Source organism: Massilia mucilaginosa (genome assembly GCF_011682145.1).
GTDB lineage: Bacteria > Pseudomonadota > Gammaproteobacteria > Burkholderiales > Burkholderiaceae_D > Telluria_A > Telluria_A mucilaginosa.
On the sequence record NZ_WHJH01000027.1, the window covers coordinates 29965 to 45351 of the forward strand.

Below are 15387 nucleotides of genomic sequence, written 5' to 3' on the forward strand. Positions count from 1 at the left end.
CGCCATATTTATTCAACGAATTTCTGACTCGGGACACTAGGATACTCAGCAATCAGTCGTGAACGTGTGGCCGGCCCGGATTCACCTGGGGCCGGGCATATGCGACAGCGTTGGACTGAAAGCGGGCCGCAAGCGCGCTCGCTGACGGCGCGGAAGGCTCGGCCTTCCTGTTCTTTCGGCAAGGGACGAAGCTGCGGCTTGTCTCGGGGCGGCGGTTCAGTCGCTTACCCGCCCATCGGATGGCCAGCGAACAGGCGCTCTTGCATTTCATGGAGTGCGATATTGAGTTCCATCGAACGAGGATGTGCCAGCATTTCTTCCCTTGTTATTCTTGGTAAATCGTCGATATCCTCGAACGCATCGACATCGGCTGACTCCGTATGCATGCCCTCCTTCGCACCTTCCGGAAAAGCCGGGTCGGAGACGTCCGCTCGCGTGCTGACATGGGTAGGCGGCCCACTCGGCTCAACGCCGGCCATGCGCCCGAACAGGGGTTCGAACGACGACGTGCGCGCCGGACCCGCATAGCAAAACCGCGCGCTCAGCGAGCACCACTGATCGATCCACCGCATGGTTTCTTCAAATAGTGCCGCAGTCACCGTAGCGGCATACAGCGCTGGGCCTGCAAAACTGGCGCGCACGGGATCGACCCAGAAATACCGTCCATCCTTACCGCTCCTGAGCCGCCAAAAGCATGATTGCTAACGGTAACGGCATTTCATCACCATTGGCGATGTCGATACATTGAAGACTCACATTCCTGCCGAAAGTTCGCTCGCAGGCCAGCGAAAGTTTGTAAATGGAGGGCCAGTCCCAAGCGGCATCGAGCCGGCCGGCAGCGCGGACGTGGGGCTGGACCAATGCACGCCAGCGTAGCGCGTCGGCCATAGCGCCGTCGTGCACGTGGATGTCGATCAATGAGGCTCCACCCTGGACAGGCAGACGACGCAGATGTGTGGAAGGCATACGCACAGGATGAGTGATTAAAAACGCAATTCTCTTCCTGCCCGACGTGACGCGATAACGAAAAATACAACTCATCGTCAGAAATTTGTGCTCTTTTCCTGTGCGCTGCGGTTGATCAAGCTTGATCAGCAAACCGGTATGGAGCCTGGTTTCACGTACAACAAGAGCAAGGCGCAACAAGGACGCCGCGCGGGTGAAGGTGGCTGGAAATGACAGACATAAGCCGGGTACGCAATAGCACCATCAAGCTGGCCGCAGTGCCGATCAACTGATCGCGAAGGCAGCGGCGCCGTACTCTATATAGATCCGGCTTGTCGGGTAAAGTTCCCGGAAAAAGGTCGATACTGCATGGATATCGGACGGCGCTACCCGGCAGCGTCGCCTCAACCATCCACCGGGCACGCCGCTGCGAGCGTGCCCGGTGTACTGGATTACTTCTCTTCGCTGGCAATGAAGCGGTAGATCACCGCACCGAGCAAGGCACCGACGATCGGCGCCACCCAGAACAGCCACAGCTGACTCACCGCCCAGTCGCCCACGTACAGCGCCACGCCGGTGCTGCGCGCCGGATTGACCGAGGTATTCGTGATGGGAATACTGATCAGGTGAATCAAGGTCAGCGCCAGCCCGATCGGCAGCGGCGCAAAACCGGCCGGTGCCCGCTTGTCTGTCGCACCGAGAATGACGATCAGGAAGAACATGGTCATCACCACTTCGGTCACCAGCGCGGCCAGCATCGAGTAGCCGCCCGGCGAATGCGCGCCGTAGCCGTTCGACGCAAAGCCCTTGCTCACGTCAAAGCCGGCGGCGCCGCTGGCGATGACGTACAGCACACCGCCAGCCGCGATCGCACCGATCACCTGCGCGCCGATGTACGGCAGCAGTTTCGATGCCGGAAAGCGCCCGCCAGCCCACAGGCCGATCGACACCGCCGGGTTCAGGTGGCAGCCGGAGATATGGCCGATGGCATACGCCATGGTGAGCACCGTCAGGCCGAAGGCCAGCGAGACACCGTGCAAGCCGATGCCGACGCCGGGGAAGGCCGCCGCCAGCACGGCACTGCCGCAGCCGCCAAGCACCAGCCAAAATGTGCCGAGAAATTCGGCGCTGTACTGTTTCATGAAGTTATCCTTATCACTGACATGGTTTCGAAAGAAAATACCCGGCCCGACACTTGATGTCGTGTCCGTCAAGAAAGCATGTTGCCAGTGACAAAGAATTATCGCAACAACAAAATTGCGGATTTATTCATGCGAAAAGGGTCGTTGCGCAAGCCCGCAAGATCACCCGTTACCCAGGCGCGGGTAAGTGAACGCGATAAAGTGAATGCTGTTGAGCGCCAGGTGCGTCAGGATGGCCGTTTCGATGCGCTTCGAGCGCAGGAAGGCATATCCGTAGCCCAGTCCGGCCAGCGATGCCAGGCCGACAAAGGTCCACCCTCCGCGCGCGTGCGCCAGCCCGAACAGGAGTGCCGCCACGCACATGGCGATGGCCGGTCCCGCCTTCCAGCGATCCAGCGCGCGGCTCAGTTGCACCTGGATCAAGCCACGGAAAAACGCTTCCTCGGTCACGCAGGTAAACAGCAGATTGAGCGCGATGAACACCGGCGTGTACGCCAACAGCTTGAGGTCCACATCCACATACCCGACCAGCAGCCCGGCCGGCAGCACGAGCAGCGGCGTGCCGAGGATGATCCAGTAATGCCGCCCGACCTCGCGCCACTGCTCGCCGGTGCGCGCCGGCACGCAGAACAGCGCGAACAGGATCAGCCCGGCGGCGGCCGTATCGAAATTGAGCCGGTGCGTCACCGGTTTGGCAGCCGCGCTGACCACCATATCGGTCACCAGCGGCGGATTGACGAATCCCGGAAACCGGTGCATCGACAGCGCCAGCATCATGCACCCCATCGCCACCATCAACAGCACCCGCAGCGGCCCGCTTTGACAGCGCCGCGCCGCATACGCCAGCGCACCCAGCACGGCAATGGCCCCGATCGCCGCCAGCGACAGCAGGCCGCTCGCCACACCGCTCGCGCAGGCCAGCACCAGCATGCACAGCCACGGCGCGACGGTCAATCCCGGACGCAGCTTCACGGGCGCGAGCCACAGCGAACAAACGGCAAGCGCCAGGAGACCATAGGTCGTCACCAGCGCGGCGGAGAGATGCATCATGTGTTTTTCCGATCAGGCTGGCCACGGCAAGAATGGCGGTACGGGAATGGGTGAATGTGCCGGGCACGCCCGCAGGCGGCCAAAGTTGCAAAATTGTAATTGATAAGCGGCTCGTAAGTAAATAGCGGGCAGCGCCTGAGGCAAACCCGCATTGCTTCCCCGCCCCATTCATGGCAGGATGTTCGATTTTCATTGGAGCATCAATGCGCCGCGTTTCCGCACTCGCCATCGGCCTCGTCCTCGCCACCCAGCCGGCCCTCGCCCGGAAACGCGCCGCCGGCGCGGCCACCACGCCGGCGGTCGCCGAAGCGCCGCTGCGCGCGCACCTGTCCTTTCTGGCCGACGACATGCTCGAAGGGCGCGGCACCGGCCAGCGCGGCGGCGATCTGGCCGTGCGCTACCTCGAAACGCAGGCCGCCGCCATTGGGCTCTTGCCCGGCGCCGGCAAGGGCTACCGCCAGTCCGTGAAAATGGTCGGCACCAGAACGCTGCCGACCAGCGCGGTCAGCTTCGAGGTGGGCGGCAAGACGCTCGCGCCCAAGCTGGGCACGCAGATCGTTTTCAACAACGCCAGCGGCAAGCCCACCGTGCGCTTCGAGGCGCCGGTGCTGTTCGTCGGCTACGGCATCAGCGCCGAAGACGAGAACTGGGACGACTACCAAGGCGTCGACGTCAAGGGCAAGCTCTTGATCATGATGGTCAACGACCCGAAGCCGACGGCGGCGGAACCGAACCGCTTCGGCGGCAAGTCGCTCACCTATCCCGGGCGCTGGATGTACAAGTACGAAGAAGCGCTGCGGCGCGGCGCCGCCGGGGTGCTGCTCATTCACACGACCGAGTCAAGCTCCTACCCATGGAGCGTGCCGGCCAACGGCATGAGCAAGGAACAGTTCCACCTGGCCGGCGCCGGCAACGCGCTGCAAGGCTGGCTGCAGGAAGACACCGCGCGCGCGCTGTTCGCCGCCGCCGGCCAGGACCTCGATGCGCTGCGCGCCAAAGCCGACGTGCGCGGCTTCAAGGCGGTCGACCTGAACGCCCGCGCCAGCGTCGCCGTCGACAGCGCGATCCGCCCGGTCGAACAGTTCAACGTGGCCGGCATCGTGCCCGGCACCGATCCCAAACTCAAGGAGCAGGCCGTGATCTACTCGGCCCACTGGGACCACCTGGGCATCGACAGCGTTGAGGGCAAGCCCGATCATATCTGGAATGGCGCGGTCGATAACGCCTCCGGTGCGGCGGCCCTGCTGGCGATGGCGCAGGCGGCGGTGCGCCAGCCGGCCAAACGCACCCAGATCTTCCTGTGGCCGTGCGCCGAGGAACAGGGCCTGATCGGCAGCCTCGGCTACGTGCGCGAACCCCTCTGGCCGCTGGCCAGCACGGCGGCGGACCTGAACCTGGACAGCATGAATTTCGTGGGCACGACGCGCGACATCGGGGTGGCGGGCGCGGAACGCAGCAGCCTGCACGCCAGCGCCGCCAAGGTGGCCAAGGCAATGGGCCTGCGCCTGGCGCCGTCGACGCCCGACCTGGGCGGGGCCTACTTCCGCGCCGACCATTTCAATTTCGCCAAAGCGGGCGTGCCGGCCTTTAACGTGGGGTCGGCCGTGTTCTCGGGCGACGGCAGCTTCGCATTCGACCATGACCACGGCGGCTCCAGCGCCAGGATGGTCGGCTTCAAGGATCATTACCACCAGGTCAGCGACGAGTACAACCCGGCCTGGGATTTGCGCGGCATGGTGCAGCAGGCGCAGTTCACGCTTAATCTGGGGTACGAGGTGGCCAATGCGGCGACCATGCCGACCTGGAACAAGGGTGATCCTCTCGGGAAGATCAAGCGCTAAGCGGGCGAGCCGATTCGGCGCTTTGTGCCACTATGGCCTCCTCACTACCGCGAGGAGGCCGCACATGAACGAACGCATCACCATCGACACGCCGGACGGCAGCTTTGGCGCCTACGTCGCCCGCCCTGCCGCCACGCCGGCGCCGTCCGTCGTCGTCCTGCAGGAGATCTTCGGCATCAACGCCGACCTGCGCGAAACCTGCGACCGGCTGGCCGCGCAAGGCTATATCGCGGTCTGCCCCGACCTGTTCTGGCGCCTCGAACCGAATGTGGAACTGAGCGACCAGTCCGAGGCCGAATGGAAAAAAGCCATGGCGCTGTACAAGGCGTTCGACATCGACAAAGGCGTCGACGACATCGCCGCCGCCTTGGCGGCGGCGCGCGCCCTGCCAGGTGCGACCGGCAAGGCGGGCGTGATGGGCTTTTGCATGGGCGGCCTGCTGACATTCCTCGCCGCCACCCGCGCCAGGCCCGACGCCGCCGTGGCCTACTACGGCGGCGGCACCGAGAAACACGCCGGCGCCTTCAAGACGCTCGCCTGCCCGCTCATGATGCACCTGGGCGAAGCCGACGAATACATTTCAGCGGACGCCCGCGCCACCATCGCCAGGGCCGCCGAGGGCAACCCGCTGGTGAAGATTTTCACCTACCCCGGCCGGAACCATGCCTTCGCGCGCTGGAACGGCGTGCACTTCGATGCGCAGGCGGCGGCGCAGGCCAACGAACGAACGCGGGCCTTTTTCGCGCAGCACCTCAAGCAGGGTTAAAAGCCGCCGCTTATTCGAACAGCTTGAGTTTGAGCTGTACCGAAATCCCGCCATGCAGCCGGTCTTTATAGGTCGGCACCACCGCCACGTTCACGCCCACGCGCTTGTACTCGAACGTGGCGGTCGGAATCGCCGCCAGGAACCAGCCGCCATCGCGCATCTTGGGGTAGCCATCGAAGCCGCCGAACACCGCGCCGAAGCGCACGCCCGCGTACGACAGGGGCTGGTAGTACATGCCCGCATACTTCGAGTGCTGGCGGTCGCTGTTGAAGAAGCGTCCCGCCGTCAGGGCCGAATCTTCCGACAGGCGGTACTCGACGCCAATCCCGGGATTGCGCCCGTTCAGGTCCTTGTCGCTCTGGAAGTGGTAGGTCGCAAAGCCGCTGGTCAGCCACAACTGGCTGCGCTTGGCGCTGCCGTCGAAGGCCTTGGCCTCGGGAGCTGGCGCACCCTGGGCCAGCGCCGGAGCGGATGCCAGCAGGGCTAAACCTAGACCCAAGCCCAGGCCCGTCAAAGTTTTCAATATCATGGTGATCAATCGTCGTCGTCGGGATCGAGGTCGGGGAACATGACCTGGGTGTAGCCAAATTTGCTGAAGTCCGTGATCCGCATCGGATACAGGATGCCGAGCAGGTGGTCGACTTCGTGCTGCACCACGCGCGCATGAAAACCGTCGACCTCGCGATCGATGCGATTGCCATGCTGGTCCACGCCTTCGTAGCGCAGGCGGGTAAAGCGCGGCACGCTGCCGCGCAGCCCCGGCACCGACAGGCAGCCTTCGAAAGCGTCTTCCTTGTCGCTTGAGAGTGGCGTGAGCACGGGATTGATCAGCACCGTCTGCGGCACCGCCGGCGCGTCCGGATAGCGCCCGTTGTCCTTGAAGCCGAAAATGACCAGCTGCAGATTCACGCCGATCTGGGGCGCCGCCAGCCCCGCGCCATTCGCATGGTGCATGGTGTCGAACATGTCGGCGATCAGCGCCTCAATGGCCGGCGTGCCGAACTCGCGTACCGGTTCGGCCACGCGCAGCAGGCGCGGGTCGCCCATCTTGAGAATCTCGCGGACGGTCATGAGAAGTTCTGCTCGCGGTGAAGTTGTTCGAGGAAGGTGCGGAAGCCTTCGCCGGTTTCCGGGTGCTTGAGTCCCATCGCCGTCATCGCCGTCAGGTAGCCCAGCTTGGAACCGCAATCGTAGCGCTGGCCCGCATAGCGGTAGGCCAGCACCCGTTCGGCCGCCATCAGCGCGGCGATGCCGTCGGTGAGCTGGATTTCGCCGCCGGCGCCGGTGCCGATGTGCTCCAGGTAGCGGAAAATCTTGGGCGACAAGATATACCGTCCCACCACCGCCAGGGTCGACGGCGCCACGTCAGGCATCGGCTTTTCGACGATCTGCGACACCAGTTCCAGGTTTTCGCGGTAGGACGTGGCTTTCACGATGCCGTACTGGCGCGTGTTCGCGCGCGGTACCTCTTGCACCGCCAGCACGCTGCATTGCTCGTAGGCGTAGACATCGGTCATCTGCGCCAGCACCGGGCGCTCGCCCGGATCGGTATCCATGAAGTCGTCGGCCAGCAGCACCGCGAACGGCTCGTCGCCCACCACCGGACGCGCGCACAGCACCGCGTGCCCCAGGCCCAGCGGCGCCGACTGGCGGATGTAGATGCAGTTGATGTTCTTCGGGATCACGTTGCGCACCAGTTCGAGCAGTGCTTCCTTGCCGGCCGCTTCGAGTTCCGATTCGAGTTCGTAAGCCTTGTCGAAATGGTCTTCGATGGCGCGCTTGTTACGGCCCGTGATGAAGATCATTTCGGTGATGCCGGCGGCAACCGCCTCTTCGACCGCATACTGGATCAGCGGCTTGTCGACGATCGGCAGCATTTCCTTCGGCTGGGCCTTGGTGGCCGGCAGAAAACGGCTACCCAGACCGGCTACGGGAAAGACTGCTTTTCTAACTGGATTCATCTTGATTCGGTTCCGTGGAAGATGCTGTCGCCAGCAGTGAAAGAAGGGCCGCTTCGTCGAGGAGCGTGATGCCGAGCTCCTGCGCCTTGGCCAGTTTGCTGCCGGCATCCGCACCGGCAACGACGTACGATGTTTTTTTCGATACCGATCCGGCCACCTTGCCGCCGGCCGCTTCGACCAGCGCGCCGGCTTCGTCGCGCGACAGGGTCGGCAGGGTGCCGGTGATGACAAAGGTCTTGCCGGCCATGGCGCCGGTGTTTTTCATCACATGCTCGCCTTCCTTCCAGCGCAGCACGCCCGCCATGGTGCGCACCAGCGCCAGGTTGTCGGCGTCGGTCAGGAATTCGCTGATCGAGCGCGCCACGATCGGGCCGATGTCGGGCACTTCCAGCAGTTGCAGGCCGCCTTCGAAGCTGGCCGCGTGCAGCAGCGCTTCGAGGTTGCCGAAGTGCTGGGCCAGCGCCTTGGCGGTCGATTCGCCGACGTTGCGGATGCCGAGCGCGTAAATGAAGCGCGCCATGGTGGTGTCGCGCGATTTTTCGAGCGCGTCGACCACGTTCTGGGCCGACTTGGCGGCCATGCGGTCCAGGCCCGCCAGCTTGGCCTTGTCGAGCGTGTACAGGTCGGCCGCGGTGTGGACCAGGCCCTTGTCGACCAGTTGTTCGATCAGCTGGTCGCCCAGCCCTTCGACGTCGATCGCGCGGCGCGACACGAAGTGCATCAGGCCGCCCTTCTTCTGGGCGCTGCAATGGGTCCAGCCGCCGGAGCAGCGCGCCACGGCTTCGTCGTCCAGGCGCACGATGGGCGAGCCGCATACCGGACAGTTGGCCGGCATGACGAATTCGCGCACATCTTGCGGGCGACGCTCGGCCACGAACGACACCACTTCGGGAATCACGTCGCCGGCGCGGCGCACGATGACGGTGTCGCCGATGCGGATATCCTTGCGCCGCACTTCGCCTTCGTTGTGCAGGGTGGCGTTGGTGACGTTCACGCCGCCCACGTTCACCTGCGCCAGCCGCGCCACCGGGGTAATGGCGCCGGTGCGGCCGACCTGCACTTCGATGTCAAGCACCTGCGTGAGCGCTTCTTCGGCCGGGAATTTGTGGGCAATCGCAAAGCGCGGCGCGCGCGAGACGAAACCGAGCTTTTGCTGGTGTTCGAGGCGGTTGACTTTATACACCACGCCGTCGATTTCGTAAGCGAGGGCCGGGCGGCGCTTGCCGATGTCGCGGTAGTAGTCGATCAGGCCTTGCGCGCCAACGACCACGGCGCGTTCGCCCGAGACCGGCAGGCCGAGCGTCTGGTACCAGTCCAGCAGGGCCGAGTGCGATGGCGGCATGTCGGCGCCTTCCAGCGCGCCCACCCCGTACGAGAAGAAGCGCAGGCTGCGCGTGGCCGTGATGCGCGAATCGAGCTGGCGCAGGCTGCCGGCGGCGGCGTTGCGCGGATTGGCGAACTCCTTCTGGCCGGCGTCGCGCTGGCGCGCATTGAGCTTGGCAAAATCGGCCTTGTACATCAGTACTTCGCCGCGCACTTCCAGCACCGCGGGTACGGTGTCGCCGTGCAGGCGCAGCGGAATGGCGCGCACCGTGCGGATGTTGGCGGTGACGTCTTCGCCGGTGGCGCCGTCGCCGCGCGTGGCGGCCTGCACGAACACGCCGTTTTCGTAGCGCAGGCTGATCGCCAGGCCGTCGAATTTGAGTTCGGCCGCATACTCCACCTCGTCCGCCCCCAGCCCTTCGCGCGCGCGGCGGTCGAAGTTGACGATGTCGTCGTCCTCGAAGCCGTTATTCAGGGACAGCATCGGGATGCTGTGCGTGACCTGCTTGAACTCCGGCAGCGGCGTCGCGCCCACGCGGTAGGTGGGCGAATCGACCGATACCGCTTCCGGGTGGGCCGCTTCGAGCGCCTGCAGTTCGCGGAACAGGCGGTCGTACTCGGCGTCCGGAATGGTCGGCGCATCCTGCACGTGATAAGAGAAAATGTGGCGATTCAGTTCGGCCGTAAGCTGCGCCATGCGGCCGAGATCATCGCCGTCCTGCGTCGTTGTCGTTGTTGTTGTGGTCACGATGATATTTTCTGTTAGCTGAACAAGCGCATGGCGCGCGTCGAACCGGCCGGAATGTCGGCCGCGTCCATCTCCTGGTAGAAATCGAGCACCTGGCTGTTGATTTCATTGAGCGCCTGGTCGGTCAGCGGCTGGTCGCTGTCGTCGACGATGACGGCGTCCAGGCGGCCCACCAGCGCCCTGGCGCAATCGAGCATGGCGCCGAAGCCGTTGCGCGCCGGCGCCACGCAGGGCACGTCCAGCAGGAGGGTCAGACGCGAGGTGGTGTCGGCGCCCAGGGTGACGTTGGTGGTCAGGGTAAACAGCTGGCCGCCGTCGCCGTCGGGCATGATGTAGCGCCCATCGGGACGCACGTCGAAGCCCTGCTTTTCCAGGGCGCCGATCAGGGTCGCGATCGACCATGGCGCGCCGTACGACATCAGGTTCACGCCCAGCTGCGCATCGTGGCCGGCCACGAAGCGGTGCAAGGTGCGCGACTCGCCCATGACTTCGATCATGTCCGGAATTTCCGGCTCGGCGCCGATGTCGTCGGCCACCGCGCGCAGGCGCGTGACCAGCTCGGAGTACTCGAGTTCGTTCAGCGCCGTGGTGCGGCTGGCCATCTGCACGCCGGCCTGCAGCTTGGTGTACACGCCGCCGTGGACGATCGGTTCCCAGTCGCCGTTGACGTGCAGCCCGATGAAGTGCACCGGCTTGTTGCCGACATGGCGCAGGGTGTGCAGGATCGGCAGGATCTTGTCGCCCCGCACGGGAGCTTCGAGCGCCAGCGGAATGAGCACGTCGATCAGCGGGTCGACCAGGCTGGTAGCCTGTTCGGCGGCCGGCGTGATCAATTCCACCGGTGCCACCGGAACCACCGGCGCCACCGGCGCGCTGGGGGCCACGGGGGAATCGTCGGCACGCGCGGCCCCTGGCGCCGGGCTTGCGGCCGGTGCGCCTGGCGCGGCGGGGACGGGCACCGGCGCCGGCGCATCGGCGGCCACCGGGGCCGGGTTGATGTCCAGGGTCGGTTCGCTGCGCACGATGTCGCCGGGCCGCAGCAGCACGTCGTCGTGCTCGGACGCGAAGGCGCGTTCGACGCTCTTCTTGGCCTTGTGCTCCTGCCATTTGTTGTACGCGAAGACGCCGGCGACGAATACGCCGGCCGCGCCGATCAGGCTCATTTGTAAATCTGTCATGCTGCTTGTGCCTCGGTAGCAAAATTCGCGGCGGACTCCATGTCCACCGCCACAATGCGCGATACGCCCTGCTCCTGCATCGTCACACCGATCAGTTGATTGGCCATTTCCATCGCAATTTTATTGTGCGAGATGAAAAGGAATTGAGTATGGTCCGACATCCGTTTCACCATCCGGCAGAAACGCTCGGTGTTGGCGTCGTCCAGCGGCGCGTCGACCTCGTCGAGCAGGCAGAACGGCGCCGGATTGAGGCGGAACATCGAGAACACCAGCGCGGTCGCGGTCAGCGCTTTTTCGCCGCCCGACAGCAAGTGGATGGTGGCGTTCTTTTTGCCCGGCGGCTGCGCCATGACCTGCACGCCGGAGTCGAGGATCTCGTCGCCCGTCATCACCAGCTTGGCGTTGCCGCCGCCGAAGAGGATCGGGAACAGTTCCGAAAAATGGTGATTGACCTTGTCGAAGGTATCTTGCAGCAGCTCGCGCGTTTCCTTGTCGATGCGCGCGATCGCGTCTTCCAGCGTGTTGATCGCCTCGACCAGGTCGTTGTTCTGCGAGTCGAGGAAGTTCTTGCGCCCGGACGCCTGCGCCAGCTCGTCGAGCGCGGCCAGGTTGACCGCCCCAAGCAGCGCGATGGCATTCGTCAGGCGCGTCACCTCGCCTTGCAGGTAGGACGGCTTCATGTCCGGGTGCAGCTTTTCGGAGAGCGCCGCTTCGTCGGCGTCGACCGTCTTTAACGCTTCGGCGAACTGCTCCTGGTTCAAGCGCGCGGCCTGCTCCTTGAGCTGCATTTCCATGATCCTGTCGCGCTGCGGTTGCAGGCTGCGCTCGGACTGGGTGCGCGCGTCTTCCGCCGCGCGCAGCTGCTGCGTGATCTGGTCGAGTTCATGGCGCGCGTCCGACAGCGCCTTTTCCTGGCTGGTGCGGCGCTCCAGCAGGTCTTGCAGGCCGTCGCTGGCGGCGCCGCTCTCCAACGCTTCGAGCTCCATCTGGCCGACCGCGATCGACTCGCCCACCTGGCTCGCCTGCTGGGTGGCGGTGGCGATGCTGCGGCGCAGTTCTTCGATCTTGCTGCGCTGGGATTTCTCGGCGAACTGCGCCTCCTGCGCGGCGCGTTCGAGTTCGCGCAGCTTTTCGCGCGCGTCGGCCAGCGCCTGTTCGCGCGCCAGGAAGTCGGTCTGGCCGTCTTCGTGCGCGCCCTGCAATTCGGCCAGCTCCATGTCGAGCTGTTCGAACTTTTCTTCGGACTCCATGCGGATCTGCTGCTGTTCTTCTTCCTGCGCCGCGATCTCGGCCAGGTCGGCGCCGATCTGGGTGCTGCGCTGGTTGAAGCGCGCCTCGACCTCGGACTGCTTGACCACCTCGATCTGCAAGGCATGCACGCCCTGGGTGAGCGTGGCGACGCGCTGGCGCGCATCCTGCAGGCGCCGCGCCAGGTCCGACATGGCGGCGTCGGCGCGCACCGCGCGGGCGCGCGCTTCGTCGGCCAGCATGGTCTGCGCGCGCAGCTGCTTGCCGATGTTGTCGATCTCCTGCTGGCGTCCCAGCATGCCATCCTGCTCGCTGTCGGCCGCGTAAAAGCGCACGCTCGAGCCGGTCACCACGTGGCCCTGGCGCGTGATGAAGGAGCCGCCCTGCGGCAGGCGCGCGCGTTCGGCAAAGGCGCTGGCCGTGTCGTCGGCGGCGTACACATTGTGCAGCCAGTCGCCCAACAACCCGCGCAGGCCCGCCTCGTTCAGCTTGAGCAGGCTGGCGAACGGTTTCAGGCCCGGCGTGTCGACAGGTGCGGCGGCGCCGGCCGGCATTGGTGCATACAGCGCCAGCTTGGCCGGCGGCGCATCGCTGAAAAAGGCCTTGGCCCATTCGATGTTCGACATTTCGAGCGCGCCGGTGCGCTCGCGCAGCACCGATTCGAGCGCCGTTTCCCAGCCCTGTTCGATGCCCAGTTTTTGCCACAGGCGCGGCAGCGCATCGAGTTCGTGCTTTTGCAGCCAGGGCTGGACCTTGCCCTGCGTTTGCACCCGTTCCTGCAGTTGCTTCAAGGCCGACAGGCGCGCTTCGAGCTGCGCGTTGGCCGCGGCCTCAAGATTGACCTGGGCCTGGGCGGCGCTGCGTTCTTCTTCCGTACGCTGCTGCTGTTCGGTCGCTTCTTCGAGCAGCATGGTCTGCTCTTCCAGCGCCTGCTGCTTTTCCTCCAACTGCATGCGCAGGTTGGCCAGGTGGCTGCTGTCGGGGAGATTGAGGCCGTTCTTTTCCTGCTGCAGGCGCTCGCGCCGCGTTTGCAGGCCATTGAGAATGTTCGAGGCGTTGCGCTGGTGCGCCGATTCGAGTTCGATCTGCTGCTGCGCCTGCATGATGCGGGCGCGCGATTCGGTGGTCTTGTGCTGGGCCGCGCGCCAGGCCGCGTCCAGCTCGGGCAGGCGTTCGCCCTGGGCCTCGGCGCTCATCTGCGACTGCTCCACGCGCCCGCCCAGCTCTTCGAGCAGGTACTCGGCTTCTTCGATCTGCTGCTGGTAGTCGCCGCTTTGCGTCTGCCAGCCGTTGCGCTGGGCGTTCAGCGCCAGCAACTGGTTGTGCAGGCGGCTGCGCGATTCGATCACGAACTTGATCTGCGCTTCCAGGCTGCCGATTTCGGAGTTGGTCTGGTACAGGTGGCCCTGCGCCGTATGCAGGCGGTCGCCCACCGAAAAGTGCGCCTGGCGCAGGTGCTCCAGATCGAGTTCGACGTGGCGCAGCTTGGCGGTCTGCTCTTCCAGGTCGGTCTGGGCCTGTTCCATCTCGCGGAAGTAGCGATTCTGCTCGGTCTGCGCTTCGTTCTTGCGCAGCAGCCAGAGGAGCTTCTGCTTTTCTTCCTGGTCCGCCTGCAGCGAGTGGAATCGGTTGGCGACGACCGCCTGCGCCTCGAGTTTTTCGAGGTTGGCGTTCAGTTCGCGCAGGATGTCTTCCACGCGCAGCAGGTTTTCGCGCGTGTCGTTCAGGCGGTTTTCGGTCTCGCGCCGGCGCTCCTTGTACTTCGAGACGCCGGCCGCTTCTTCCAGGAACACGCGCAGTTCTTCCGGGCGCGATTCGATGATGCGCGAGATCATGCCCTGGCCGATGATGGCGTAGGCGCGCGGACCGAGCCCGGTGCCGAGGAAGATGTCCTGGATGTCGCGCCGGCGCACCGGCTGGCTGTTGATGTAGTAGGTTGAGGTGCCGTCGCGCGTGAGGGTGCGCTTGACGGCGATTTCGGCGTACTGGCCCCATTGGCCGGACGCCTTGCCGTCGTTATTGTCGAAGACCAGTTCGACCGAGGCGCGCCCGGCCGGTTTGCGGTGGGTCGAGCCGTTGAAAATGACGTCCTGCATGGACTCGCCGCGCAGCTCGGAGGCCTTCGATTCGCCCAGCACCCAGCGTACCGCGTCGATGATGTTCGACTTGCCGCAACCATTGGGACCGACCACGCCAACCAGCTGCCCCGGCACCTGGAAATTGGTGGGATCGACGAATGACTTAAATCCCGACAATTTGATGGAAGACAGGCGCACGTTGTATAGCTAGCTCGGGAATCCTAAAGGTGGCCATCATACCATTTGTTGTCATGTTTTCGGGGATGGGGCGTAGGCCGGGGGGTGAGTTCTTTGCCAAGCGACGATGCCTTGGGTTCCCGCCTTCGCGGGAACGACGGATCCAACGGTATAGGTCATCGAGAAACTGGCCGGCAAGCGGGCAAATATCAAAAACACACGTAATTGAAGTAGCGTTCGTCCTTCGGGCACGGCGGCGAGTACGGATTGCGGGTCGGCCCCCAGGTGGCCGTGGTGTACACCCGGTCGGCCCCGGACAGGCCGAGCGCCAGGCCCGTCATCCACTGCTGGGAACTGTGCGCTTCGCCCTTGTAGGGAATGCACAGCACCGCCACGCTGAGCGCAATCAGGATCGGGCTCGGTTGGAACTGGCGGTTCGAGCGCACCAAGGCGATGAAGGCGGCGGCGCAGGCCAGGCCCAGCATGCAGCCGAGGATCGCTTCCGATACGCTGTGCGTGTCGACCATGACGCGCGAGAGCGTCACACCCAGCGCCAGCAACACGCCGACACTGACGGCCACGTAGCGCCACAGCTTGGGTCGTCCGCACAGCGCCAGGTAGGCGGCCACCGGGAACACGGCGGCGGCGCGCGCGGCGTGGCCGCTGAAACCGGCGAAATGGACCGCTTCGATGCCGACGCCCCAGCCGAGAAAGGCGATCTTGCTAGCGATGACAACCATCAGGGTGGCGCCGAACAGCAGGCACCAGTACAGGGCGCGGCGGCGGCAGTGGGCGGCGGCCAGCCAGACGGCGATGGCCGCGCCCAGGGGTGCGGTGACGGCAATGCCGCCCAGCGCGCTAAGGTGATACCAATTCATAGACAAAAGCCGGAAGTGAAAAAAGCCGGGCCAGGCCGGTACTACGGCAGCG

At 64.8% G+C, this 15387-nt stretch carries 13 protein-coding genes; 2 read left to right on the top strand and 11 right to left on the bottom strand.

The genetic code is table 11. The features are described from left to right. Window positions 1–224 precede the first annotated feature (224 nt). The 4 genes from F2P45_RS20165 to F2P45_RS20180 form a co-directional block, all read right to left on the bottom strand. Window positions 225–641, bottom strand: coding sequence for a hypothetical protein (locus F2P45_RS20165; RefSeq protein WP_166879141.1), 417 nt, complete (start codon window positions 639–641; stop codon window positions 225–227). A gap of 28 nt (window positions 642–669) precedes the next feature. Next, window positions 670–1146 carry a hypothetical protein gene (locus F2P45_RS20170; protein WP_166879145.1) on the bottom strand — a complete coding sequence of 159 codons (477 nt, stop codon included), beginning with the start codon at window positions 1144–1146 and terminating at the stop codon, window positions 670–672. A gap of 251 nt (window positions 1147–1397) precedes the next feature. Further along, a complete protein-coding gene (aqpZ, locus tag F2P45_RS20175) occupies window positions 1398–2087 on the bottom strand; it encodes an aquaporin Z (RefSeq protein ID WP_166879148.1) in 690 nt (229 codons plus the stop codon). Window positions 2088–2249: 162 nt separating this feature from the next. After that, window positions 2250–3137 carry a CPBP family intramembrane glutamic endopeptidase gene (locus F2P45_RS20180; protein WP_166879150.1) on the bottom strand — a complete coding sequence of 296 codons (888 nt, stop codon included), beginning with the start codon at window positions 3135–3137 and terminating at the stop codon, window positions 2250–2252. A gap of 203 nt (window positions 3138–3340) precedes the next feature. On the opposite strand from F2P45_RS20180, the gene F2P45_RS20185 reads away from it, so the two are divergent. Next, window positions 3341–4978, top strand: coding sequence for a M28 family peptidase (locus F2P45_RS20185; protein ID WP_166879153.1), 1638 nt, complete (start codon window positions 3341–3343; stop codon window positions 4976–4978). Window positions 4979–5042: 64 nt separating this feature from the next. Next, a complete protein-coding gene (locus tag F2P45_RS20190) occupies window positions 5043–5744 on the top strand; it encodes a dienelactone hydrolase family protein (protein ID WP_166879156.1) in 702 nt (233 codons plus the stop codon). A gap of 10 nt (window positions 5745–5754) precedes the next feature. Here F2P45_RS20190 and F2P45_RS20195 read toward each other — a convergent pair whose 3' ends face one another. The 7 genes from F2P45_RS20195 to F2P45_RS20225 form a co-directional block, all read right to left on the bottom strand. Then, window positions 5755–6243, bottom strand: coding sequence for a hypothetical protein (locus tag F2P45_RS20195; protein WP_370663288.1), 489 nt, complete (start codon window positions 6241–6243; stop codon window positions 5755–5757). A 35-nt stretch (window positions 6244–6278) separates the two neighbouring features. Then, window positions 6279–6815 carry a peptide deformylase gene (def, locus tag F2P45_RS20200; RefSeq protein ID WP_166879158.1) on the bottom strand — a complete coding sequence of 179 codons (537 nt, stop codon included), beginning with the start codon at window positions 6813–6815 and terminating at the stop codon, window positions 6279–6281. Continuing rightward, on the bottom strand, window positions 6812–7705 hold the full coding sequence (gene galU, locus F2P45_RS20205; protein WP_166879161.1) for a UTP--glucose-1-phosphate uridylyltransferase GalU: 894 nt from the start codon (window positions 7703–7705) through the stop codon (window positions 6812–6814). Before galU ends, def begins: the two co-directional genes overlap by 4 nt. Then, window positions 7692–9725 (bottom strand): NAD-dependent DNA ligase LigA, encoded by a 2034-nt coding sequence (gene ligA, locus F2P45_RS20210; protein WP_166879232.1) that lies wholly within the window; start codon window positions 9723–9725, stop codon window positions 7692–7694. The genes galU and ligA overlap by 14 nt, the downstream gene beginning before the upstream one ends. A gap of 65 nt (window positions 9726–9790) precedes the next feature. Continuing rightward, complete coding sequence (locus F2P45_RS20215) at window positions 9791–10954, bottom strand: cell division protein ZipA C-terminal FtsZ-binding domain-containing protein (RefSeq protein ID WP_166879163.1); 1164 nt, start codon at window positions 10952–10954, stop codon at window positions 9791–9793. After that, window positions 10951–14478: a chromosome segregation protein SMC gene (gene smc / locus F2P45_RS20220; protein ID WP_166879165.1), complete on the bottom strand. Its 3528-nt coding sequence runs from the start codon at window positions 14476–14478 to the stop codon at window positions 10951–10953. Before smc ends, F2P45_RS20215 begins: the two co-directional genes overlap by 4 nt. 188 nt (window positions 14479–14666) lie before the next feature. Beyond that, a complete protein-coding gene (locus F2P45_RS20225) occupies window positions 14667–15335 on the bottom strand; it encodes a phosphatase PAP2 family protein (protein WP_188130186.1) in 669 nt (222 codons plus the stop codon). Window positions 15336–15387 lie beyond the last annotated feature (52 nt).